Source organism: Streptomyces sp. 142MFCol3.1, from assembly GCF_000424945.1.
Lineage (GTDB): Bacteria > Actinomycetota > Actinomycetes > Streptomycetales > Streptomycetaceae > Streptomyces > Streptomyces siamensis.
Window position 1 is genome coordinate 14,319 of the sequence record NZ_AUKV01000024.1, and the last position, 16,006, is coordinate 30,324.

Consider the following 16,006-nt stretch of genomic DNA (forward strand, 5'->3'; position numbering starts at 1 on the left):
TTTCTCACGGCAAACGGAATGGTCGTGTCCGCGACAACTTCACGTCAATGGGCGTGCACGGCTCAAAGTGATCGGTGTGCGGGAGGGTGCGGGTCGCTCAGTTGTCCGGCGAGCGCAGGATCCGCAGGTGGCCGCGGCGGGCGACCTCCATCGGGTCCGCGGAGCGGGCACTGCCGCCGCCGGCCTCCGCGGCACGCTGCTGCGGGCGGGCCGCCTCGCGCACCGCGTTGGCGAGCGCTTCCAGGTCGTCCCCGCTCGGGCGGGCGGGACCGGAGGCGTCGGCCAGCCGGACGACCTCCCAGCCGCGCGGCGCGGTGAGGCGCTCGGAGTGCTCGGCGCACAGGTCGTAGCAGTGGGGCTCGGCGTAGGTGGCGAGCGGACCCAGGACCGCGGTCGAGTCGGCGTAGACGTACGTCAGCGTCGCTACGGCGGGACGGCCGCAAGCGGTGCGCGAACAGCGACGTACAAGGCTCACGACGTTGGACGGTACCGCACTCTTGAGCGGGCCGCGACGACTCTCCCCCAGGTCACCCCACCGTGTCGTGCTGTGACACGGCCCACACGATCGTTCCGGCGCCCGACCCTGACCTGGGCGGACAGCGCGTTCCGAGAGGCCGAACAGACCTGAAACCGGTCACCACTTGACGCAAATCATGTCAATTGCCATGTGAGTGACGGTCCGGGAAGGATACGGAATCGAGCCCAAGCTTGGCTGGAATGGTCATCGAGCGACATCCGGAACGAACGCCGGACCTCGCGCCGCCGGACCTCCCGCCGAACGGCGGGCAGCCGCGCGGGGGCCGGGCGCACGGGCCGCGCGGGGATTACTCTTCGTCAGTGATGGACAACCCCGTATCGCCCCGCGCCGCAGCACCCGGGCCCCGCCGTCGTGATCGCCACGGCAGGGGCATGCGCGGCCCGGTGGCGCCACCGCAGGTGCCACTCGCGGCGAGCCGCGCCGAGGTGTTCGCGGACCTGGTGCAGGACTCCGTGGAGCGGCTGGAGCGGCGCTGGCCGCAGCTCACCGACATCGATTTCCTGGTCCTGGAGGTGCCCCGGCTGGAGGCGCCGGGCGAAGCCTGGAGCGACGAGGCGGTGCCGCTGGGCGGCACGATCCCGGCGCGTGAGGGCCGCCCCGCGCGCGTGGTCGTCTACCGCCGTCCGGTCGAGATCCGCACCAAGGGGCGCGACGAGCGCGCCGCCCTGGTGCACGAGGTCGTCGTGGAACAGGTCGCCGAGCTGCTGGGTCTGACACCGGAGACGGTGGACCCGCGGTACGGCGAGGACTGATCACTCGCCGCCGGACACGCGAAGGGGACCCGGCGGGCGGAGCACCGCCGCCTGATCGTCGTGACCTGGCGGGCAGGAAGCGGCCGCCTGTTCCCCGGGCCCCGGTGGGCAGGGCGCCAACGCCCGGTCCCCATGACCCGGCGGGCAGGGCAACCCCGCCCGATTCCCGGGATCCGTCGGGGCCGGCGTACCGGTCGAGTCCCCGAAGGGACCCGGCCGGTCACTGCTTCAGCAGCGCGGAGAGGTCCTGCTCCGCCTCCGGCACCGACACCGTCCCGCGGTCGTCCGGGAGGGTCTGGACCGTGAAGCCGGGAACGCCGTCCTGGGTGGAGGCGAGCATCCGGGAGGCGTGGACGGGGCCTCCGGAGACCCGCTCGACCGTGAGGGCGTACGTGCCCTTGAGGCCGCTCGGGACCGGCGCCGCCACGTTCTGTGTCGTGCCGCCCTTGATCGTGAACGTCTTGGACACGGCCGTGCCGCCCTCGCTGCCCGCCGACGCGGTGACCTTCACCTGGGCCTGACCGCCCGGGGCGGCCAGGGCGAGCGTGGTGCCCTTGGCGCTGTTGTCGGCGACGCTCGCGCGCGCGAAGACCGGACCGGTGGCGGGGATGAAGGCGGTCTCCTGCTGGTCGCCCTTGCCGCGCACGACCCGCAGGGCGGCGACGACCGGGACCGGCCGGCCGGTGGGCGTGAGCACCAGCGAACCCGCCTCGCCGCGGGTGACGTCGCCGAGGTCGACCGCCGCGGTCATGCCGGCCTTCACATGGACCGTCTCGTTGCCCGCAGGGGTGATCGGGCCCGAGGGGGATGCGAGGCGCACCTTCAGGTCGGCGTCGGTGTCGCCCGGCACGAAGGCGACGAGCCGCACCGACGTGGCGTCCTTCGGGATGCCCGGCATGACCAGGCTGCCCGCGGGGTCGGTGGACGCCGCCAGCCAGTCGCCGCCGAGCTTGGCGTCCAGGGCCTGCACGGCGGCCCCGACACGACCGCTGCGGACCTTCACGTGCACGGTGAGGTTGGTCTGCGGGGCGTCGGTCAGCGTGTTCAGCAGGATCGGCTCGCTGGAGTGCGGCTGGACCGTGATGCCGTCGCCCACCGTGGACTTGAGGGCGCCGTCCTTGCCGTACAGCTCGATGTCGACGACCGCGGCGGAGTCGTCCGGGTTGGTCAGGTGCACGTAGTCGGAGCGGTCCTCGGCGGTGCTGGCACCCGGGAACCAGAACTCCGTGTCCGGAGCCGTGCAGTTGGTGCCGAGCAGTCCGCGGCCGGTCCCCGCGGCGACCTCCGTGGTCTCCTGAACGGTCCAGCCCGGCGCGAACCTGCCCTCGGCCGTGCCGACCAGGGCCGGCGCGTCGGCACCCGAGCTGTCGCCGGTGGACGGCTTGCCGGGATTCTTGGGCTGCACGACGGGCTTGCCGGACTTCTTGCCGTCCTTCTTGCCACCGCTCGCGTCCGCCGACTGCTCGCTCGCGACCTGGAGTTCGGCCTTTCCGCCGGCACTCGTGCCCTTCGAGACCGGCGTGAAAGACGTGTACGCCGTGTCCGCGATGTCCGAGGTGCTCGGCTGCGGGCAGAGCAGGCTGGTGCGCTGCACGGGCAGCCGTGCGGCCGTCCTGGCGGTGTCCTCGCCGGCCGCGCCCGGAGCGCTGAGCGCGGCGAATCCGGTGACGGCGGCGAGCGCGGTGGCGCCTGCGATCAGGGACAGGGTGGTGCGGTTCACTGCTGGCTCCCGTCGGGGCGCTCGCTGTCGGTGCCGTGCGGCGGCTGCGAGGGCATCGGGGGCTGCGCCGGGTCGTAGCCCTGGTCGTAGCCCTGGCCCGCCCCGTCGTAGCCCTGGGCGTACGTCTGGTCGTACGACGGCGTGCCCCCGTAGGCGTACGGGTCGTACTGGCCGCCCTGGTAGGGGTCGGCCTGGTACGTCTGGTCGTAGCCGCCTGCCGTGTACTGCTGTCCGCCTTCGTACTGCTCGCCGCCGTAGGTGCCGTACTCGGCGCCCGCGTAGCTCGGGGTGTCCCATTCGCCGTACGCGTGCTGCTGCGGGACGGCGGCGGGGGCGGCCGACGCGTCCTCGTCCGGGGTCGCGGGGGCGTCGGAGTCCTGGGCGGCCTGCTCGGCCTCGGCCTGGGCGCGCAGCCGCCGGGCACGGCGGCCGTCACCCGTGGTGTCCTGGGCCGGGACCGGCTGCTCCTCGGGAAGGTCGTCGTCGACGTCGCGGCGCCGGCCGGGCAGGGCGAGCACCACGAGCACGACAGCGAGCGCGCCCTGCGCCCACAGCCAGGCCGTGTGGCCGATCGGGGCGTCGAAAGTGACGTCCAACCGGCCGCCGCTCGTGGGCAGTTGGAAGCCCTGGGCCCAGCCGTCGACCGTGGTGCGGGTGAGCGGCCTGCCGTCCAGGGTCGCCACCCAGCCCTCGTCGGCCGAGTCGGCGAGACGCAGCACGCGGCCTTCGGGACCGGCGGGGATCGTGGTGTGCGCCTCGACGGGTCCTGCGGCGATGGACAGCGAGTCGCCGGACTCGGGGACGATCGCCGCGCGCGAGACCTGCTGGTCCACTCGCCACAGGGCGCTGCCGTCCTGCTGGCTGAGCCGGGTCAGGCCGGGGGTGGCGTCCAGGACGCGGCTCACCTCGCGGGGCGCGCCCTTGCGGACGAGGACGTATCGCACGGCGAAGGCGCCGAGCTCGTCGGCCTGGTCGGCGCCGGAGCCCGCCACGAGGTTCGCGACGACCTTGTCGAGCCTCTTGTTGTCGCCGCCCGCCTCCGCGAGCTCGGCGTCGCCGAGACGGGCGCCGGAGCCGCGGACGAGCATGTAGCCGACGTCGGCGGCGGACCGGCTGTCGAGGACGAGGGTGCGGGCCTGGTCGCGGGTGCCGCTCTCCTCGGCGACGAACGCGGGGACCTGCACCGGGTCGCGGCGCTCCAGGGGGCCGTCGGCGCCCCGGATCATCCAGCCCGCGGCGACGAGCAGCGGCCCGGCCGCACAGGCGAAGGCGATGAGCGCGGCGACCGGCTGACGCCAGCCGAAGCTCTGCTCGGCCACGCGCGCGCGTGCCCCGTCGGCGCCGAGCACGGCGGCGGCCAGCAGCGCGAGGCCGTAGACCAGGGTCGCGGGACCCGCCCAGGTGGAGCCGTTCGACAGGACGGCGAAGACGAGGGCCACCAGGGCCACGGCCCAGGCCGTCCAGATGCCTGCCTGGCGCTCCGTGCGCATCAGGGCGCCCAGCGCGGCCAGCACGATACCGAAGAGCATCAGCCCGCTGACCGTCCCGGGACCGCCCGGGCTGGCGCCGAGCAGGTCGAGCGCGGAGGCCGCGCTGTCGCCGTACTCGAGGCCGGCCTGGTCGAAGAAGCCGAAGGGGAGCAGCGTCAGCGACCAGGGGGCGAGGATCAGCAGCGGGGTGCCGAGCTGGGCCAGGAAACGCAGCCCGTAGGCGGTGATCTCGCCGCGGCGCACCACGAGGAGCGCCAGACCGAGGACCAGCGCGACGGGCCACACGATCGGCGTGAACGCCGTGGTGACGGTGAGCAGCAGCGCGTACGCCCAGGTGGCGCGCCAGCTGCCGCGGGCTCCCGAGGCGTGCGCCAGTCCGCTCGCGGCGATGCCCGCGCGGGCGATGAGGGGCAGCAGGATCGAGAGGACGGCGGTGCCGATGCGCCCGCCCGCGAGCGCGCCCGTGGCGGCGGGCAGGAAGGCGTAGGCGACGGACGCCCAGGCACGCAGCAGACGGGACTCCACGAGGGGCCGCGAGGCGAAGTACGCGGCGAAGCCGGCCAGCGGCACGGACGCCACCAGCAGCACGGTGACCGCGAGGCCGGTGGAGCCGAGCATCAGCGACGCCAGCATGGCGACGACGGCGAGGTACGGGGGTGCGGACTGGGTGCCGCCGGCGCCCACCGGATGCCAGCCGTCGAGGTAGCGCGACCACAGCTCCGAGGAGTCAGCCGGGGCCGGGAGCAGCGCGCCGCCGGAGAGCGCTCCGCTGCCGAGCAGTTCACGGCAGGCCAGCAGCGAGACGAACAGCAGCACCAGGAAGAGCATCGGGCCTGGATTGCGGGCGATGCGCTTGAGGCGGGCGAACTGCTCGATCTCCAGGAAGTCGGCGTCGTCGCCGCCGGGTCCGGACTCGACCGCGCTGCCGTGCCGGCCGGCGCCGGTCGTGGCCTCGGCGTCGGAGCGGCCCACCAGATTGCTCGCGACCTGTTCGACGGTGGCCCGCACGGTCGCGCCGGGCGGCGGGAACAGCGCCCGCAGCTCGCCCTTGTCGACCTGTGGGCGGCCACGCCTGCGGCGGCCCGCGACGACCCTCTCCGGGCGCAGCAGGACGCTCAGCAGGCCGCGGATCTCGTCGACGGCCTGTCCGGGGACCTTGCCGACGAGATACGCCACCGTGCGCAGCAGGGTGCCGAGGACCAGCCGGATCAGGACCCAGGGCAGCTGCGCCGTGCGGGCGTTGACCAGGAGGGTGTAGACGGCGCCCGCCTTGTCGACCTTGTGCGGGGACGCGGAGGTGCGGCCCACGCAGTCGACGGTGCGGCGCTCGCGGGAGGCGGCCTCGGCGTGCCGTACGACCGCTTCCGGGGCGACGAGGACGCGGTGGCCGGCGGCCTGGGCGCGCCAGCACAGGTCCACGTCGTCGCGCATCAGGGGCAGCCGGCGGTCGAAGCCGCCGAGCTCCTCGAAGACGTCGCGCCGGATCAGCATGCCCGCGCTGGACACGGACAGGACGGGGTGGACGTGGTCGTGCTGGCCCTGGTCCTGCTCGCGGCGGTCCAGACCCGTCCAGCGGCGGCCGGAGTTGGCGATGGTGACGCCGACCTCGAGGAGCTGACGGCGGTCGTACCAGCCGCGGAGCTTGGGGCCGACGACGGCGACGTCCCTGCCGAGCTCGTGCTCGTCCTCCACGACGCGCAGCAGCCGGGCCAGGGCGTCCGGCTCGGGGGCGCTGTCGTCGTGCAGCAGCCACAGCCACTGCTCGGGCTCGCCGTGCGGCAGGTCCGGCAGGTCGTAGGCGTCGTCGCGCCAGGTGCGCGTGACGGGGTCCCAGCCGCTGGGGCGCTTCAGGTAGGGCAGGTCCTCGGGGGTGAGGACCTGGGCGGTGCGCGAGGCCTCCTCCACGGCCTGGCCGAAACCGGTGCGCCGGGCGAGGTGCAGCACCCGGTCCGCGCCGAGCGCTTCGGTGAGCAGCTGGGCGGAGTCGTCCGCGCTGCCGGTGTCGGCCGCCACCGCGTTCTGCACGGGGCGCTCCTGGCCGAGCAGCCCGGCGAGCACCTTGGGCAGCCAGCGGGCGCCGTCGTGGGAGACGACCACCGCGGTCACCACGTGGCGCGGGAACTCAGGTGTGGCAGCGGCGTCTTGATGGGCTGCCGAATGGCTGTGCACGGACATCGAGGTACGGGCCCCGGTTCGATGGACTGCGGTGGACGTCTGTGTCCGGCGGGGACAGCGGGACGTCTCGGACGAGGGCCCACACTAACGGCTGGGCAACACAGCGGCCCGCCGCCTGTGGATAACCCACCTGCGACGGGCCGTTCGTTACGTAGGAGTGTGTGCCGTTTGGTCGGTGGCACACGCGCGCGTGCACCGCTTGTCCCGGGGGGCCGCTCCCGGCGGTCCGCCTCCGGGTGACTCTCAGACGGCCGCCTTCTTCAGGCGGCGCCGCTCACGCTCGGACAGACCGCCCCAGATGCCGAACCGCTCGTCGTTGGCGAGTGCGTATTCGAGGCACTCGGAGCGGACCTCACAGGCGAGGCAGACCTTCTTGGCCTCGCGGGTGGAGCCGCCCTTCTCGGGGAAGAAGGACTCGGGGTCGGTCTGGGCGCACAGCGCGCGCTCCTGCCAGCCGAGTTCCTCGTCCGCGTCGTCGACCAGCAGTTGCTGCACCAGCTCGGTCATGTGCGCCCCTCGTCTGTCTTTCGCGTCCCCGTGCTGCTGTCGTTTCCGATTTCGGCTGAACGACACGAGTGAAATTACAAGTGTGCGGATCCGGGCCAGTCAAGCCGAGATCTGCTATTGGGCCCCTTATTCACTCTGCGGAACCAAGGCTATGCGGAAAGTGTTCAAATCGGCATAAACCCTGACAGCCCAAGGGGCCCGGGCCGGACGTCCCACCCCTCACCGGGAAGGACGACCGGGAGTTCGATCTCGTTCCGACACGGACTCCGAAGCGAACCGGATCACATTTGGATCACGGGGTCGCAGCGAGGTTTGTGCGCCCGGTTGTGCGCCATGTGTCCCGGGCGGCTCCTGAACAAACCTTTCGCCCGCCAGGTGAACCGGATGAGGTGAAACATCTCCCACATCCTGGACATCAAGTTGACAGTGAAGGTGTGAACCGGTGTCCTTGAGGGCATGCTCGCGAACTTGGCGCTCACCTCGACCCGCACCGCCGGGTCCCACGGTGCTGCCCGCGCTCGCTGTAGCTGTTGCTGTTGCAGCTGTTGAGCCCTACCGCGCTCCGGCTGGCCGCCTCGCCGCCACTGAGGCGAATCCTCCGCCCCCTCCCGGGGCGTACGCCCGCACCAGGGCACACCTCCCGTCCGCGAACCGGGCGGACACGGTCAGCGACACCCCAGCACTCTCCTGCCGAGGAACCACCGCATCCATGAACAGCGACAGCGACCTGCAGATCGCCGGCGACATCCTCGAAGTACCCCACCTCCTCCAGCCGCCGCGCGAGCATCCCGCCACGGTGGCCGAGTTCGCCGGGCTCGCCCGCTCGATCGCCGCCGACCGCTCCCGGTGGGAGCACCTCGTCCGGTTCGACGCGGCGTCGCGCTGGTACCACCGACTGCACACCGGTCCCGGATACGAGGTGTGGCTCCTGTCCTGGGTCCCCGGGCAGGGCAGCGGACTGCACGACCACGGCCCCTCCTCCGGCGTACTGACCGTCCTGGAAGGCGCGTTGACCGAGCGCACCGACCGAGGATCGCGCGCGCTGGAGTCCGGCGCGCAGCGAGTGTTCGCCCCCGGTTACGTCCACGAGGTCGTCAACGACTCGCTCGAACCGGCCGTGAGCCTGCACATCTACTACCCGGGCCTCACCGAGATGCCGATGCGCCCCCGGGCCGAGCAGCGTGCGGCCGACGGGACCCCCAACGCCCGCTGCGCCGTGGCCGAGGTCTCGTAACCGCCCTGACGCCTTGTCGTACCCGCCTGCCAGACTGAACCCCATGCGCATTGTGGTTCTGGCAGGCGGTATCGGTGGTGCCCGGTTCCTGCGTGGTCTCCAGCGGGCCGTGCCGGACGCGGACATCACGGTCATCGGCAACACCGGCGACGACATCCACCTCTTCGGGCTGAAGGTCTGCCCGGACCTCGACACGGTGATGTACACGCTCGGCGGCGGCATCAACGAGGAACAGGGCTGGGGTCGCGCCGAGGAGACCTTCCACCTGAAGGAGGAGCTCGCGGCGTACGGCGTCGGACCCGACTGGTTCGGACTCGGCGACCGCGACTTCGCGACGCACATCGTGCGGACGCAGATGCTGGGCGCGGGTTATCCGCTCAGCGCCGTCACCGAGGCGCTGTGCGACCGCTGGAAGCCGGGCGTCCGCCTCATCCCCATGTCCGACGACCGCGTCGAGACGCATGTCGCCGTCACCCTCCCCGCCGACGACCCCACCGGCCCCGGGGAGCGCAAGGTCGTCCACTTCCAGGAGTACTGGGTGCGCCTGCGGGCCTCCGTGCCGGCCGAGGCGATCGTGCCGGTCGGCGCCGAGCAGGCCAAGCCGGCGCCCGGGGTGCTCGAAGCCCTGGCCGAGGCGGACGTCGTCCTCTTCCCGCCGTCCAACCCCGTCGTCTCGATCGGCACGATCCTCGCCGTGCCCGGAATCCGCGAGGCCATCGCCGACGCGGGGGTCCCCGTCGTCGGCCTCTCCCCCATCGTCGGGGACGCGCCCGTGCGCGGGATGGCCGACAAGGTGCTGGCCGCGGTGGGCGTCGAGTCCACGGCCGCGGCGGTCGCCGAGCACTACGGCTCGGGGCTCCTCGACGGCTGGCTGGTCGACACCGTCGACGCGTCCGCCGTGGAGCGCGTGGAGTCGGCCGGCATCCGCTGCCGGGCCGTGCCGCTGATGATGTCCGACCTCGACGCGACGGCACGGATGGCGCGCGAGGCGCTGGCCCTGGCCGAGGAGGTACGGACGTCATGACCGCGGAGCTGCCCCCGGAGGAAGCATCCGCGGCGGGCGAGAGCCCGGCGGACACCACCGCGCGCGGTGTCGCGGGCTACCGGGTCTGGGCGCTGGAGGGGCTGCCCGAGGTGCGTCAGGGCGACGACCTCGCGAAGCTCATCGCCGCGGCGGAGCCCGGCCTCGCCGACGGGGACGTACTCCTCGTCACCTCGAAGATCGTCTCCAAGGCGGAGGGGCGGATCGTCGTCGCCGACGACCGCGAAGCCGCCATCGACGCCGAGACCGTCCGCGTCGTCGCGCGGCGCGGCGCCCTGCGCATCGTCGAGAACCGGCAGGGGCTCGTGATGGCCGCCGCCGGCGTCGACGCGTCCAACACGCCCGCCGGGACCGTACTGCTGCTGCCCGAGGACCCCGACGCGTCGGCGCGGGCCGTCCGGGACGGGCTGCGGGACGCCCTCGGCGTTCGGGTCGGCGTCGTGATCACCGACACCTTCGGGCGGCCCTGGCGCACCGGGGTCACCGATGTCGCCATCGGCGCCGCGGGCATCCAGGTGCTGGACGACCTGCGCGGCGGCACGGACGCGCACGGCAATCCGCTCAGCGCGACCGTCGTCGCCACCGCCGACGAACTCGCCGCGGCCGGCGACCTGGTCAAGGGCAAGGCCGCCGGACTGCCCGTCGCGGTCCTGCGCGGGCTGCCGCACGTGACCGCCGAGGACGACGGCGAGGGCACGCGCGCGCTGGTGCGCGGCGCGCACGACGACATGTTCCGGCTGGGCACCTCGGAGGCGGTACGGGAGGCGGTGACCCAGCGGCGCACCGTGCGGGCCTTCACCGGCGAAGCCGTCGACCCCGGTGCCGTACGGCGCGCCGTCGCCGCCGCGGTGACCGCGCCGGCACCGCACCACACCACCCCCTGGCGGTTCGTCCTCCTGGAGTCCGAGGAGTCCCGTACGCGACTGCTCGACGCCATGCGGGACGCGTGGATCGCGGACCTGCGGCGCGACGGCAAGAGCGAGGAGTCCATCGCCAAGCGGGTCCGGCGGGGGGACGTCCTGCGCAACGCGCCGTACCTCGTGGTGCCGTGCCTGGTGATGGACGGCTCCCACACGTACGGCGACGCGCGCCGGGACGGGGCCGAGCGCGAGATGTTCGTGGTCGCCACCGGCGCCGGTGTGCAGAACTTCCTGGTCGCGCTGGCCGGGGAGCGGCTCGGGTCCGCCTGGGTGTCGTCGACGATGTTCTGCCGGGACGTCGTACGGGAGGTGCTGGGGCTGCCGGAGGGCTGGGACCCCATGGGCGCCGTGGCCGTCGGGCACGCGGCGGAGGAGCCGAAGGCCCGGCCGGGGCGGGAAGCGGACGCGTTCGTCGTGGTGCGCTGAGGCCGGCCCCGGCCACGGGGAACCCTGGGTGCCGTCCGCGCGCAGCGCCTACCCTCATAGGGCGCCCCTCGTCCCCGTGACCCCCGGGGCCCCGCACAGGACCCGACTAGGACCTCTTCCGTGGCTGGACGATTCACTCCTCGGCCGACGCGTACGACGGTACGCGGCGGACACGTCGGCGTACCCCACGGCATGCCCCGGCAGAGCGCCGGGCCCGTGCGCAGCCGGACCTGGACGCCGCCCGGACCGCTCGACCTCGGGCTCGTGCTCGGACCGCTGCGGCGCGGGCCCGCCGATCCGACGTTCCGCACGACGCCCGACGGTTCCGTGTGGCGGGCCACCCGCACACCCGCCGGGCCGGGCACGCTCCGGGTCTCCCTGCGCGGCACCGTGGCGCGGGGCGAGGCATGGGGGCCGGGTGCCGAATGGCTGCTCGACCGGCTCCCCGACCTGCTCGCCCCCTCCGACGACCCCGACGCGTTCGAACCGCGACACCGGCTGCTCGCCCACACCCGCCACCGGCGGCCGGGACTGCGGCTGACGCGCACCGGGCTCGTGATGGAGTCGCTGATCCCGTCCGTGCTCGAACAGAAGGTCACCACCGACGAGGCGTACCGGGCCTGGCGGCTGCTCGTACGGAAGTACGGGGAGCCGGCGCCGGGGCCCGCGCCGGAGCGGATGTACGTCATGCCCGCGCCGCGGACCTGGGCGTTGATCCCCTCCTGGGAGTGGCACCGCGCCGGGGTGGACAACAAGAGGGCCTCGACGATCCTGCGGGCCGTGCGGGTCGCGGCGCGGCTGGAGGAAGCGGTGTCCTTCGAGCCGGTGCGGGCGCAGGAGCGGCTGGAGCTGGTGTCCGGGATCGGACCGTGGACCTCCGCGGAGGTCGTGCAGCGCAGTCATGGCGCGGCGGACTCCGTGACCGTGGGGGATCTTCATCTGCCGGGCATCGTGGGGTACGCGCTGGCCGGGGACCGGGATGCGGACGACGCCGTGATGCTGTCGCTGCTCGAACCGTATGCGGGGCAGCGGCATCGGGCCGCTCGGTTCATTCTGTTGTCGGGGCGGGTGCCGGGGCGGCGCGTGCCGAAGATGCCCAAGTGGGACATCGGGCGGCTCTAGTTCGCGCTGGGGCGCGGGTGGGTGGGAGCGCTCGTCCGGCTGGGGCTCGGCTCGCCCTTTGTCGCTCGCCGTTGTCGGGCTCGGGGCGGTTCTCGCCCCCTCCGCCCCTGCCCGTCCCTTGTTCCGGGGCTCCGCCCGGGCCCCACCGGGGGGCTCCGCCCCCTGGCACCCGGCTCCTCAGACGCCGGAGGGGCTGATTGTGCTGCATCCTGCCCGGCCCGTGCCCTGCCAAAGGGCTCCGCCGCCTGCACCCCCGCTCCTCAGACGCCGCAGAGGCCGATACGTGCCCGGTGGGGCCGAGTGCGGGCTCGGGCCCACCGGGGGGGTGGGGGCTACTGATCCGAGGAGAAGCGGAGCGAGTACGCGGGGATGCGGGCGTCGCACCAGACGCGTACGCCCTCGCGGAGTTCGTTGTCGGGGCCCACCACGGCGCCGTCGCCGATGACGGCGTCGGTGAGGACGGTGCGTTCGCCGATGCGGGCGCGGGCTCCGATGAGGGAATCGGTGATGATCGCGCCGGGCTCGACGACCGCGCCGGACAGGATCGTGCTGCCCGTGATCCGGGCCCCCTCGCCGACGTACGCGTCGGCGCCGACCACTGTCCCGCCGGTGAGTTTGGCGTCGGGGGCGACCGTGGCCGTGGGCAGGACCAGGCGGTCGCCGCAGCGGCCGGGGACGGCCGGGGAGGGGGCACGGCCCAGGACGAGGTCCGCCGAACCGCGCACGAAGGCCTGCGGGGTGCCCAGGTCGAGCCAGTACGTGGAGTCCACCATGCCCTGGAGGTGGGCGCCGGTGGCCAGGAGCTCGGGGAACGTCTCGCGTTCCACGGAGACGGGCCGGCCCTCCGGGATCGTGTCGATGACCGAGCGGCGGAAGACGTACGCCCCCGCGTTGATCTGGTCGGTGACGATCTCCTCGGGCGTCTGGGGCTTCTCGAGGAAGGCGGTGACGCGTCCCGTGGCGTCCGTGGGGACCAGGCCGTACGCCCGCGGGTCGGTCACCCGCGTCAGGTGCAGGGAGACGTCCGCGCCGGTCGTCTCGTGCGTGCGCACCAGGGCGGGGATGTCCAGGCCGGTGAGGATGTCCCCGTTGAAGATCAGCACCGGGTCGCCGGGGGCCGAGTGGAGGCGCGAGGCGACGTTGCGGATGGCGCCGCCCGTGCCGAGCGGCTCGACCTCCGTGACGTATTCGATGTGGAGGCCCAGCGCGGAACCGTCGCCGAAGTACGGCTCGAACACCTCGGCCAGGTAGGAGGTGGCCAGGACGATGTGGTCGACACCGGCCGCTCTCGCCCGCGCCAACTGGTGTGTGAGGAAGGGGACCCCGGCCGCCGGAACCATCGGCTTGGGGGTGTGCACCGTGAGCGGTCGCAGCCGGGTGCCTTTGCCGCCGACCAGGAGGATCGCTTCTGTCACCTGTCGTCTCTGCTTCCTGCCGGGACCGGCCGAACTGTGTTCCGGCCGGCCAGTGTATGCAGACCGTTGGATGGCGCCTTCGATGGCGGTGCGGTGACCTCGATGGCCCGGTACGACGTCAGGTGACCTCTGCCGCGCCCGGTGGTGCCTCATGGGCCGTCCCGGGGTCCTCGCGGCTCCTCGAGAATGCTCAGCGGCCCTGGTAGCGGGCCGCCGTCTTTCTGGCCGAGCCGAGCTTGCCGTAGAGCTTCTGTCCGGGGCAGTCCGTGGCGAACCCGTCACGATGGCCGGAGATCACGTTCAGTCGTACGTTCTTTCCTTTTCGGTAGAGATTGCCACCACCCGACTTCAGGTATGTCTTGCCACGCGGATTGGCCCCGAAGAGGCCGAGCTTCCACGCCGTCAGCCGCGCGAGGCCGGTGACCGCGGCGGCGGGCGGCTTGGAGCTGTCGAAACTGCCGATCACGGCGATGCCCATGCTGTTGCTGTTGAACCCGAGGGTGTGAGCGCCCTGGACGGCCTTCGTCACGCCCCCGGCCCGGCCCTCGTAGATGTTTCCGCACTTGTCGACGAGGAAGTTGTAGCCGATGTCCCGCCAGCCACTGCTCTGTACGTGGTAGCGGTAGATACTGCGGATGACCGAAGGGGCTTGGGAGCAGCTGTAGTTGTTGCCGGACGCCGTGTGGTGCACGAAGGCCGCCTTGACCTTCTTGGTGTAGACGAAGCCGCTCTCGCGCAGGCTCTCGTCGGCGCCCCAGCCGCGCCGGGTGACGATGTGCGGGCGGGCACCGACGTACGGCTTCGCGCGCAGTTCGTCCGGGTGCGCGGCGCTGTACTCGAGTTCGGTCCGGCTCCTGGAGAGCGCGGGGATCTCCCTGGCGCCCAGCGGCGCGACGTCGGCGTTGGCGACGGACGCGGCGAAGCTCTCCCCCGACTGCAGGCCGGCGAAGACGAACGAGTCGTCCTCGGGAGTGTCGGGGACCGGTTCGTCGGCGCGCGGCCCCGCGCCCGGGGCTCCGTCGGGTGATCCGGCCGACCCGGCGCCGAGGGCGTGCGACAAGGCGCCCGCCAGTTCGCCGAGCGCGTCCAATCCCGTGCGTACGCCGTCCTGGACCCCGTCCGCGGGCGCGCGCATGTCCGCGGGGTCCGCGCCGGGGTCGACGAGTTCGAGGTGCAGGCCCCTGGGGAGCGGGGACTCCCCGGGAGCCGTCGTCCGGTCGTCGCTCTGGGCCTCGACGCGCACCTCGACGCCGTCCGAGTCGCCCACCCACAGCGGCGCCGTGGAGCCGTGCACCCGGACCGACTCGCCCTCGGGGGTGTCCGGATCGGCGCCGTGCGTGTTGTGCGTCTCGACGTCCTGCCAGCCGGACCAGTGACCGGTGCCGGTGGCGCGGGTGCGCACCTGGACACGGCCGTGCAGCTCACTGCCCGGGTCGTCCCAGATGACGCCGACCAGTGAGAAAGGGCGCACGTTGCGACGGGTGAGCCCCTGCGCGTGAGCGGCGGAGCGGGGGCCGGTGAGCGGCACGAGCGGGAGGGACCGCGTGCTGCCGGGGACGGCTGGCTCGGACGTCCCCGCCGACGGCCCGGCCTGTGCCGGGGTGGGCAGAGCGAGCGGAAGGGCGAGTGCGGCCGCGCATGTGACGCCGACCGAGGAAGCAAGGAATCCACGCATGCCCTTGATCCTGGACAAAGTCATATATATCTGTCCATCGGTGATGTGACGGGCCGTCGGACACACGCTCCCCCGAACCGGTGAAGCGGCGGGGCCGCCCCACGCGGCGCCCCCGCGTACGCTTGCGCGCGTGAACGCCACCGACCGCACCCCCGCCGACCTGCTGCGATCCGCGCTCGCCGCGGACCCCGCGCGCCCCCTGGTGACCTTCTACGACGACGCCACGGGCGAACGTGTCGAACTGTCCGTGGCCACCTTCGCCAATTGGGTGGCCAAGACCGCCAACCTGCTCCAGGACGAACTGTCCGCCGCGCCCGGCGACCGGGTCGCGCTGCTGTTGCCGGCCCACTGGCAGACGGCCGTGTGGCTGCTCGCCTGCTCCTCCGTGGGCGTCATCGCGGACGTGGCGGGCGACCCGGCCGCGGCGGACCACGTCGTGGCCGGACCGGGACGGTTCGAGGCGGGGCTGGCCTGCTCCGGCGAACGCGTCGCCCTCTCGCTGGCACCGCTGGGCCGCCGCTTCCCGACCCCGCCCGCCGGGTACGCCGACTACGCCGTGGAGGTACCCACCCAGGGCGACCGCTTCCAGCCGTACGCGCCGGTGGACCCGGAGGAGCCCGCGCTGATCGTCGCCGGGGCCGAGTACACGGGCGCCGAGGTCGTGGAGCGGGCCCGCGCCGACGCACCCGGGCTCGACCTGACGGGGCCCGGCTCCCGGATCCTGTCGGCGCTGCCGTACGACACCTGGGAGGGCCTCAGCGCCGGGCTGTACGCGGCGCTGTCGACCGGCGGGTCCGTGGTTCTGTGCCGCCATCTGGAGCAGCTCGGCGAGGACGCGCTGGCCAAGCGGATCGAGAGTGAACGGGTGACGGCGACGGCGCGCTGAGGACACCCCGGCGGCGGGCGGGCGCAGGCCGCCGCACGCCTGGGCGCGTCCCCCATTCGGCCTATCAGCGGCACCCCCCGGCCCCCGGGCCGGGACATGGTCGT

The 16,006-nt window shown here is 73.3% G+C and carries 12 protein-coding genes; 6 read left to right on the plus strand and 6 right to left on the minus strand.

Annotated elements, in window-relative coordinates:
- Positions 1–97: 97 nt before the first annotated feature.
- Positions 98–526, minus strand: a complete 429-nt coding sequence (locus H305_RS0130730) for a DUF3499 domain-containing protein (RefSeq protein ID WP_078629323.1) — start codon at positions 524–526, stop codon at positions 98–100.
- A gap of 314 nt (positions 527–840) precedes the next feature.
- Between H305_RS0130730 and H305_RS0130735 the strand changes: the two genes are divergently transcribed.
- Positions 841–1,290 (plus strand): metallopeptidase family protein, encoded by a 450-nt coding sequence (locus H305_RS0130735; RefSeq protein WP_078629324.1) that lies wholly within the window; start codon positions 841–843, stop codon positions 1,288–1,290.
- Between the two features lie 220 nt (positions 1,291–1,510).
- Here the strand turns inward: H305_RS0130735 and H305_RS0130740 are convergent, their stop codons facing one another.
- The 3 genes from H305_RS0130740 to H305_RS0130750 all read right to left on the minus strand — a co-directional run bounded on the left by H305_RS0130740 (position 1,511) and on the right by H305_RS0130750 (position 7,182).
- Positions 1,511–3,010 carry a DUF5719 family protein gene (locus H305_RS0130740; RefSeq protein ID WP_028803831.1) on the minus strand — a complete coding sequence of 500 codons (1,500 nt, stop codon included), beginning with the start codon at positions 3,008–3,010 and terminating at the stop codon, positions 1,511–1,513.
- Positions 3,007–6,675, minus strand: coding sequence for a glycosyltransferase family 2 protein (locus H305_RS0130745; protein WP_078629325.1), 3,669 nt, complete (start codon positions 6,673–6,675; stop codon positions 3,007–3,009). The genes H305_RS0130740 and H305_RS0130745 overlap by 4 nt, the downstream gene beginning before the upstream one ends.
- 243 nt (positions 6,676–6,918) lie before the next feature.
- Positions 6,919–7,182, minus strand: a complete 264-nt coding sequence (locus tag H305_RS0130750; RefSeq protein ID WP_003975777.1) for a WhiB family transcriptional regulator — start codon at positions 7,180–7,182, stop codon at positions 6,919–6,921.
- Between the two features lie 709 nt (positions 7,183–7,891).
- On the opposite strand from H305_RS0130750, the gene H305_RS47505 reads away from it, so the two are divergent.
- The 4 genes from H305_RS47505 (at position 7,892) to H305_RS0130775 (ending at position 11,926) form a co-directional block, all read left to right on the plus strand.
- The gene (locus H305_RS47505; protein ID WP_037765899.1) at positions 7,892–8,416 is read left to right on the plus strand and encodes a cysteine dioxygenase; all 525 of its coding nucleotides are present in this window, start codon (positions 7,892–7,894) and stop codon (positions 8,414–8,416) included.
- A 43-nt stretch (positions 8,417–8,459) separates the two neighbouring features.
- Positions 8,460–9,440 (plus strand): 2-phospho-L-lactate transferase, encoded by a 981-nt coding sequence (cofD, locus tag H305_RS0130765; RefSeq protein WP_028803834.1) that lies wholly within the window; start codon positions 8,460–8,462, stop codon positions 9,438–9,440.
- Complete coding sequence (locus H305_RS0130770; protein WP_051371131.1) at positions 9,437–10,804, plus strand: coenzyme F420-0:L-glutamate ligase; 1,368 nt, start codon at positions 9,437–9,439, stop codon at positions 10,802–10,804. Before cofD ends, H305_RS0130770 begins: the two co-directional genes overlap by 4 nt.
- A 120-nt stretch (positions 10,805–10,924) precedes the next feature.
- Positions 10,925–11,926 (plus strand): DNA-3-methyladenine glycosylase family protein, encoded by a 1,002-nt coding sequence (locus H305_RS0130775; protein ID WP_028803836.1) that lies wholly within the window; start codon positions 10,925–10,927, stop codon positions 11,924–11,926.
- 332 nt (positions 11,927–12,258) lie between these two features.
- Here H305_RS0130775 and H305_RS0130780 read toward each other — a convergent pair whose 3' ends face one another.
- Together H305_RS0130780 and H305_RS0130785 are read right to left on the minus strand one after the other, a co-directional pair.
- The gene (locus H305_RS0130780; protein WP_028803837.1) at positions 12,259–13,341 is read right to left on the minus strand and encodes a sugar phosphate nucleotidyltransferase; all 1,083 of its coding nucleotides are present in this window, start codon (positions 13,339–13,341) and stop codon (positions 12,259–12,261) included.
- Between the two features lie 190 nt (positions 13,342–13,531).
- Entirely contained in the window at positions 13,532–15,016 is a 1,485-nt protein-coding gene (locus H305_RS0130785) for a peptidoglycan recognition protein (RefSeq protein ID WP_028803838.1), read from the minus strand.
- Positions 15,017–15,146: 130 nt separating this feature from the next.
- Between H305_RS0130785 and H305_RS0130790 the strand changes: the two genes are divergently transcribed.
- Positions 15,147–15,902, plus strand: coding sequence for a TIGR03089 family protein (locus tag H305_RS0130790; RefSeq protein ID WP_028803839.1), 756 nt, complete (start codon positions 15,147–15,149; stop codon positions 15,900–15,902).
- Positions 15,903–16,006: the final 104 nt, after the last annotated feature.

Coding starts and splice junctions, on each gene's coding strand:
- H305_RS0130735 (WP_078629324.1), top strand. CDS start 841: ATGGACAACCCCGTATCGCCCCGCGCCGCAGCACCCGGGCCCCGCCGT.
- H305_RS0130745 (WP_078629325.1), bottom strand. CDS start 6,675: ATGTCCGTGCACAGCCATTCGGCAGCCCATCAAGACGCCGCTGCCACA.
- H305_RS0130750 (WP_003975777.1), bottom strand. CDS start 7,182: ATGACCGAGCTGGTGCAGCAACTGCTGGTCGACGACGCGGACGAGGAA.
- H305_RS47505 (WP_037765899.1), top strand. CDS start 7,892: ATGAACAGCGACAGCGACCTGCAGATCGCCGGCGACATCCTCGAAGTA.
- cofD (WP_028803834.1), top strand. CDS start 8,460: ATGCGCATTGTGGTTCTGGCAGGCGGTATCGGTGGTGCCCGGTTCCTG.
- H305_RS0130770 (WP_051371131.1), top strand. CDS start 9,437: ATGACCGCGGAGCTGCCCCCGGAGGAAGCATCCGCGGCGGGCGAGAGC.
- H305_RS0130785 (WP_028803838.1), bottom strand. CDS start 15,016: ATGCGTGGATTCCTTGCTTCCTCGGTCGGCGTCACATGCGCGGCCGCA.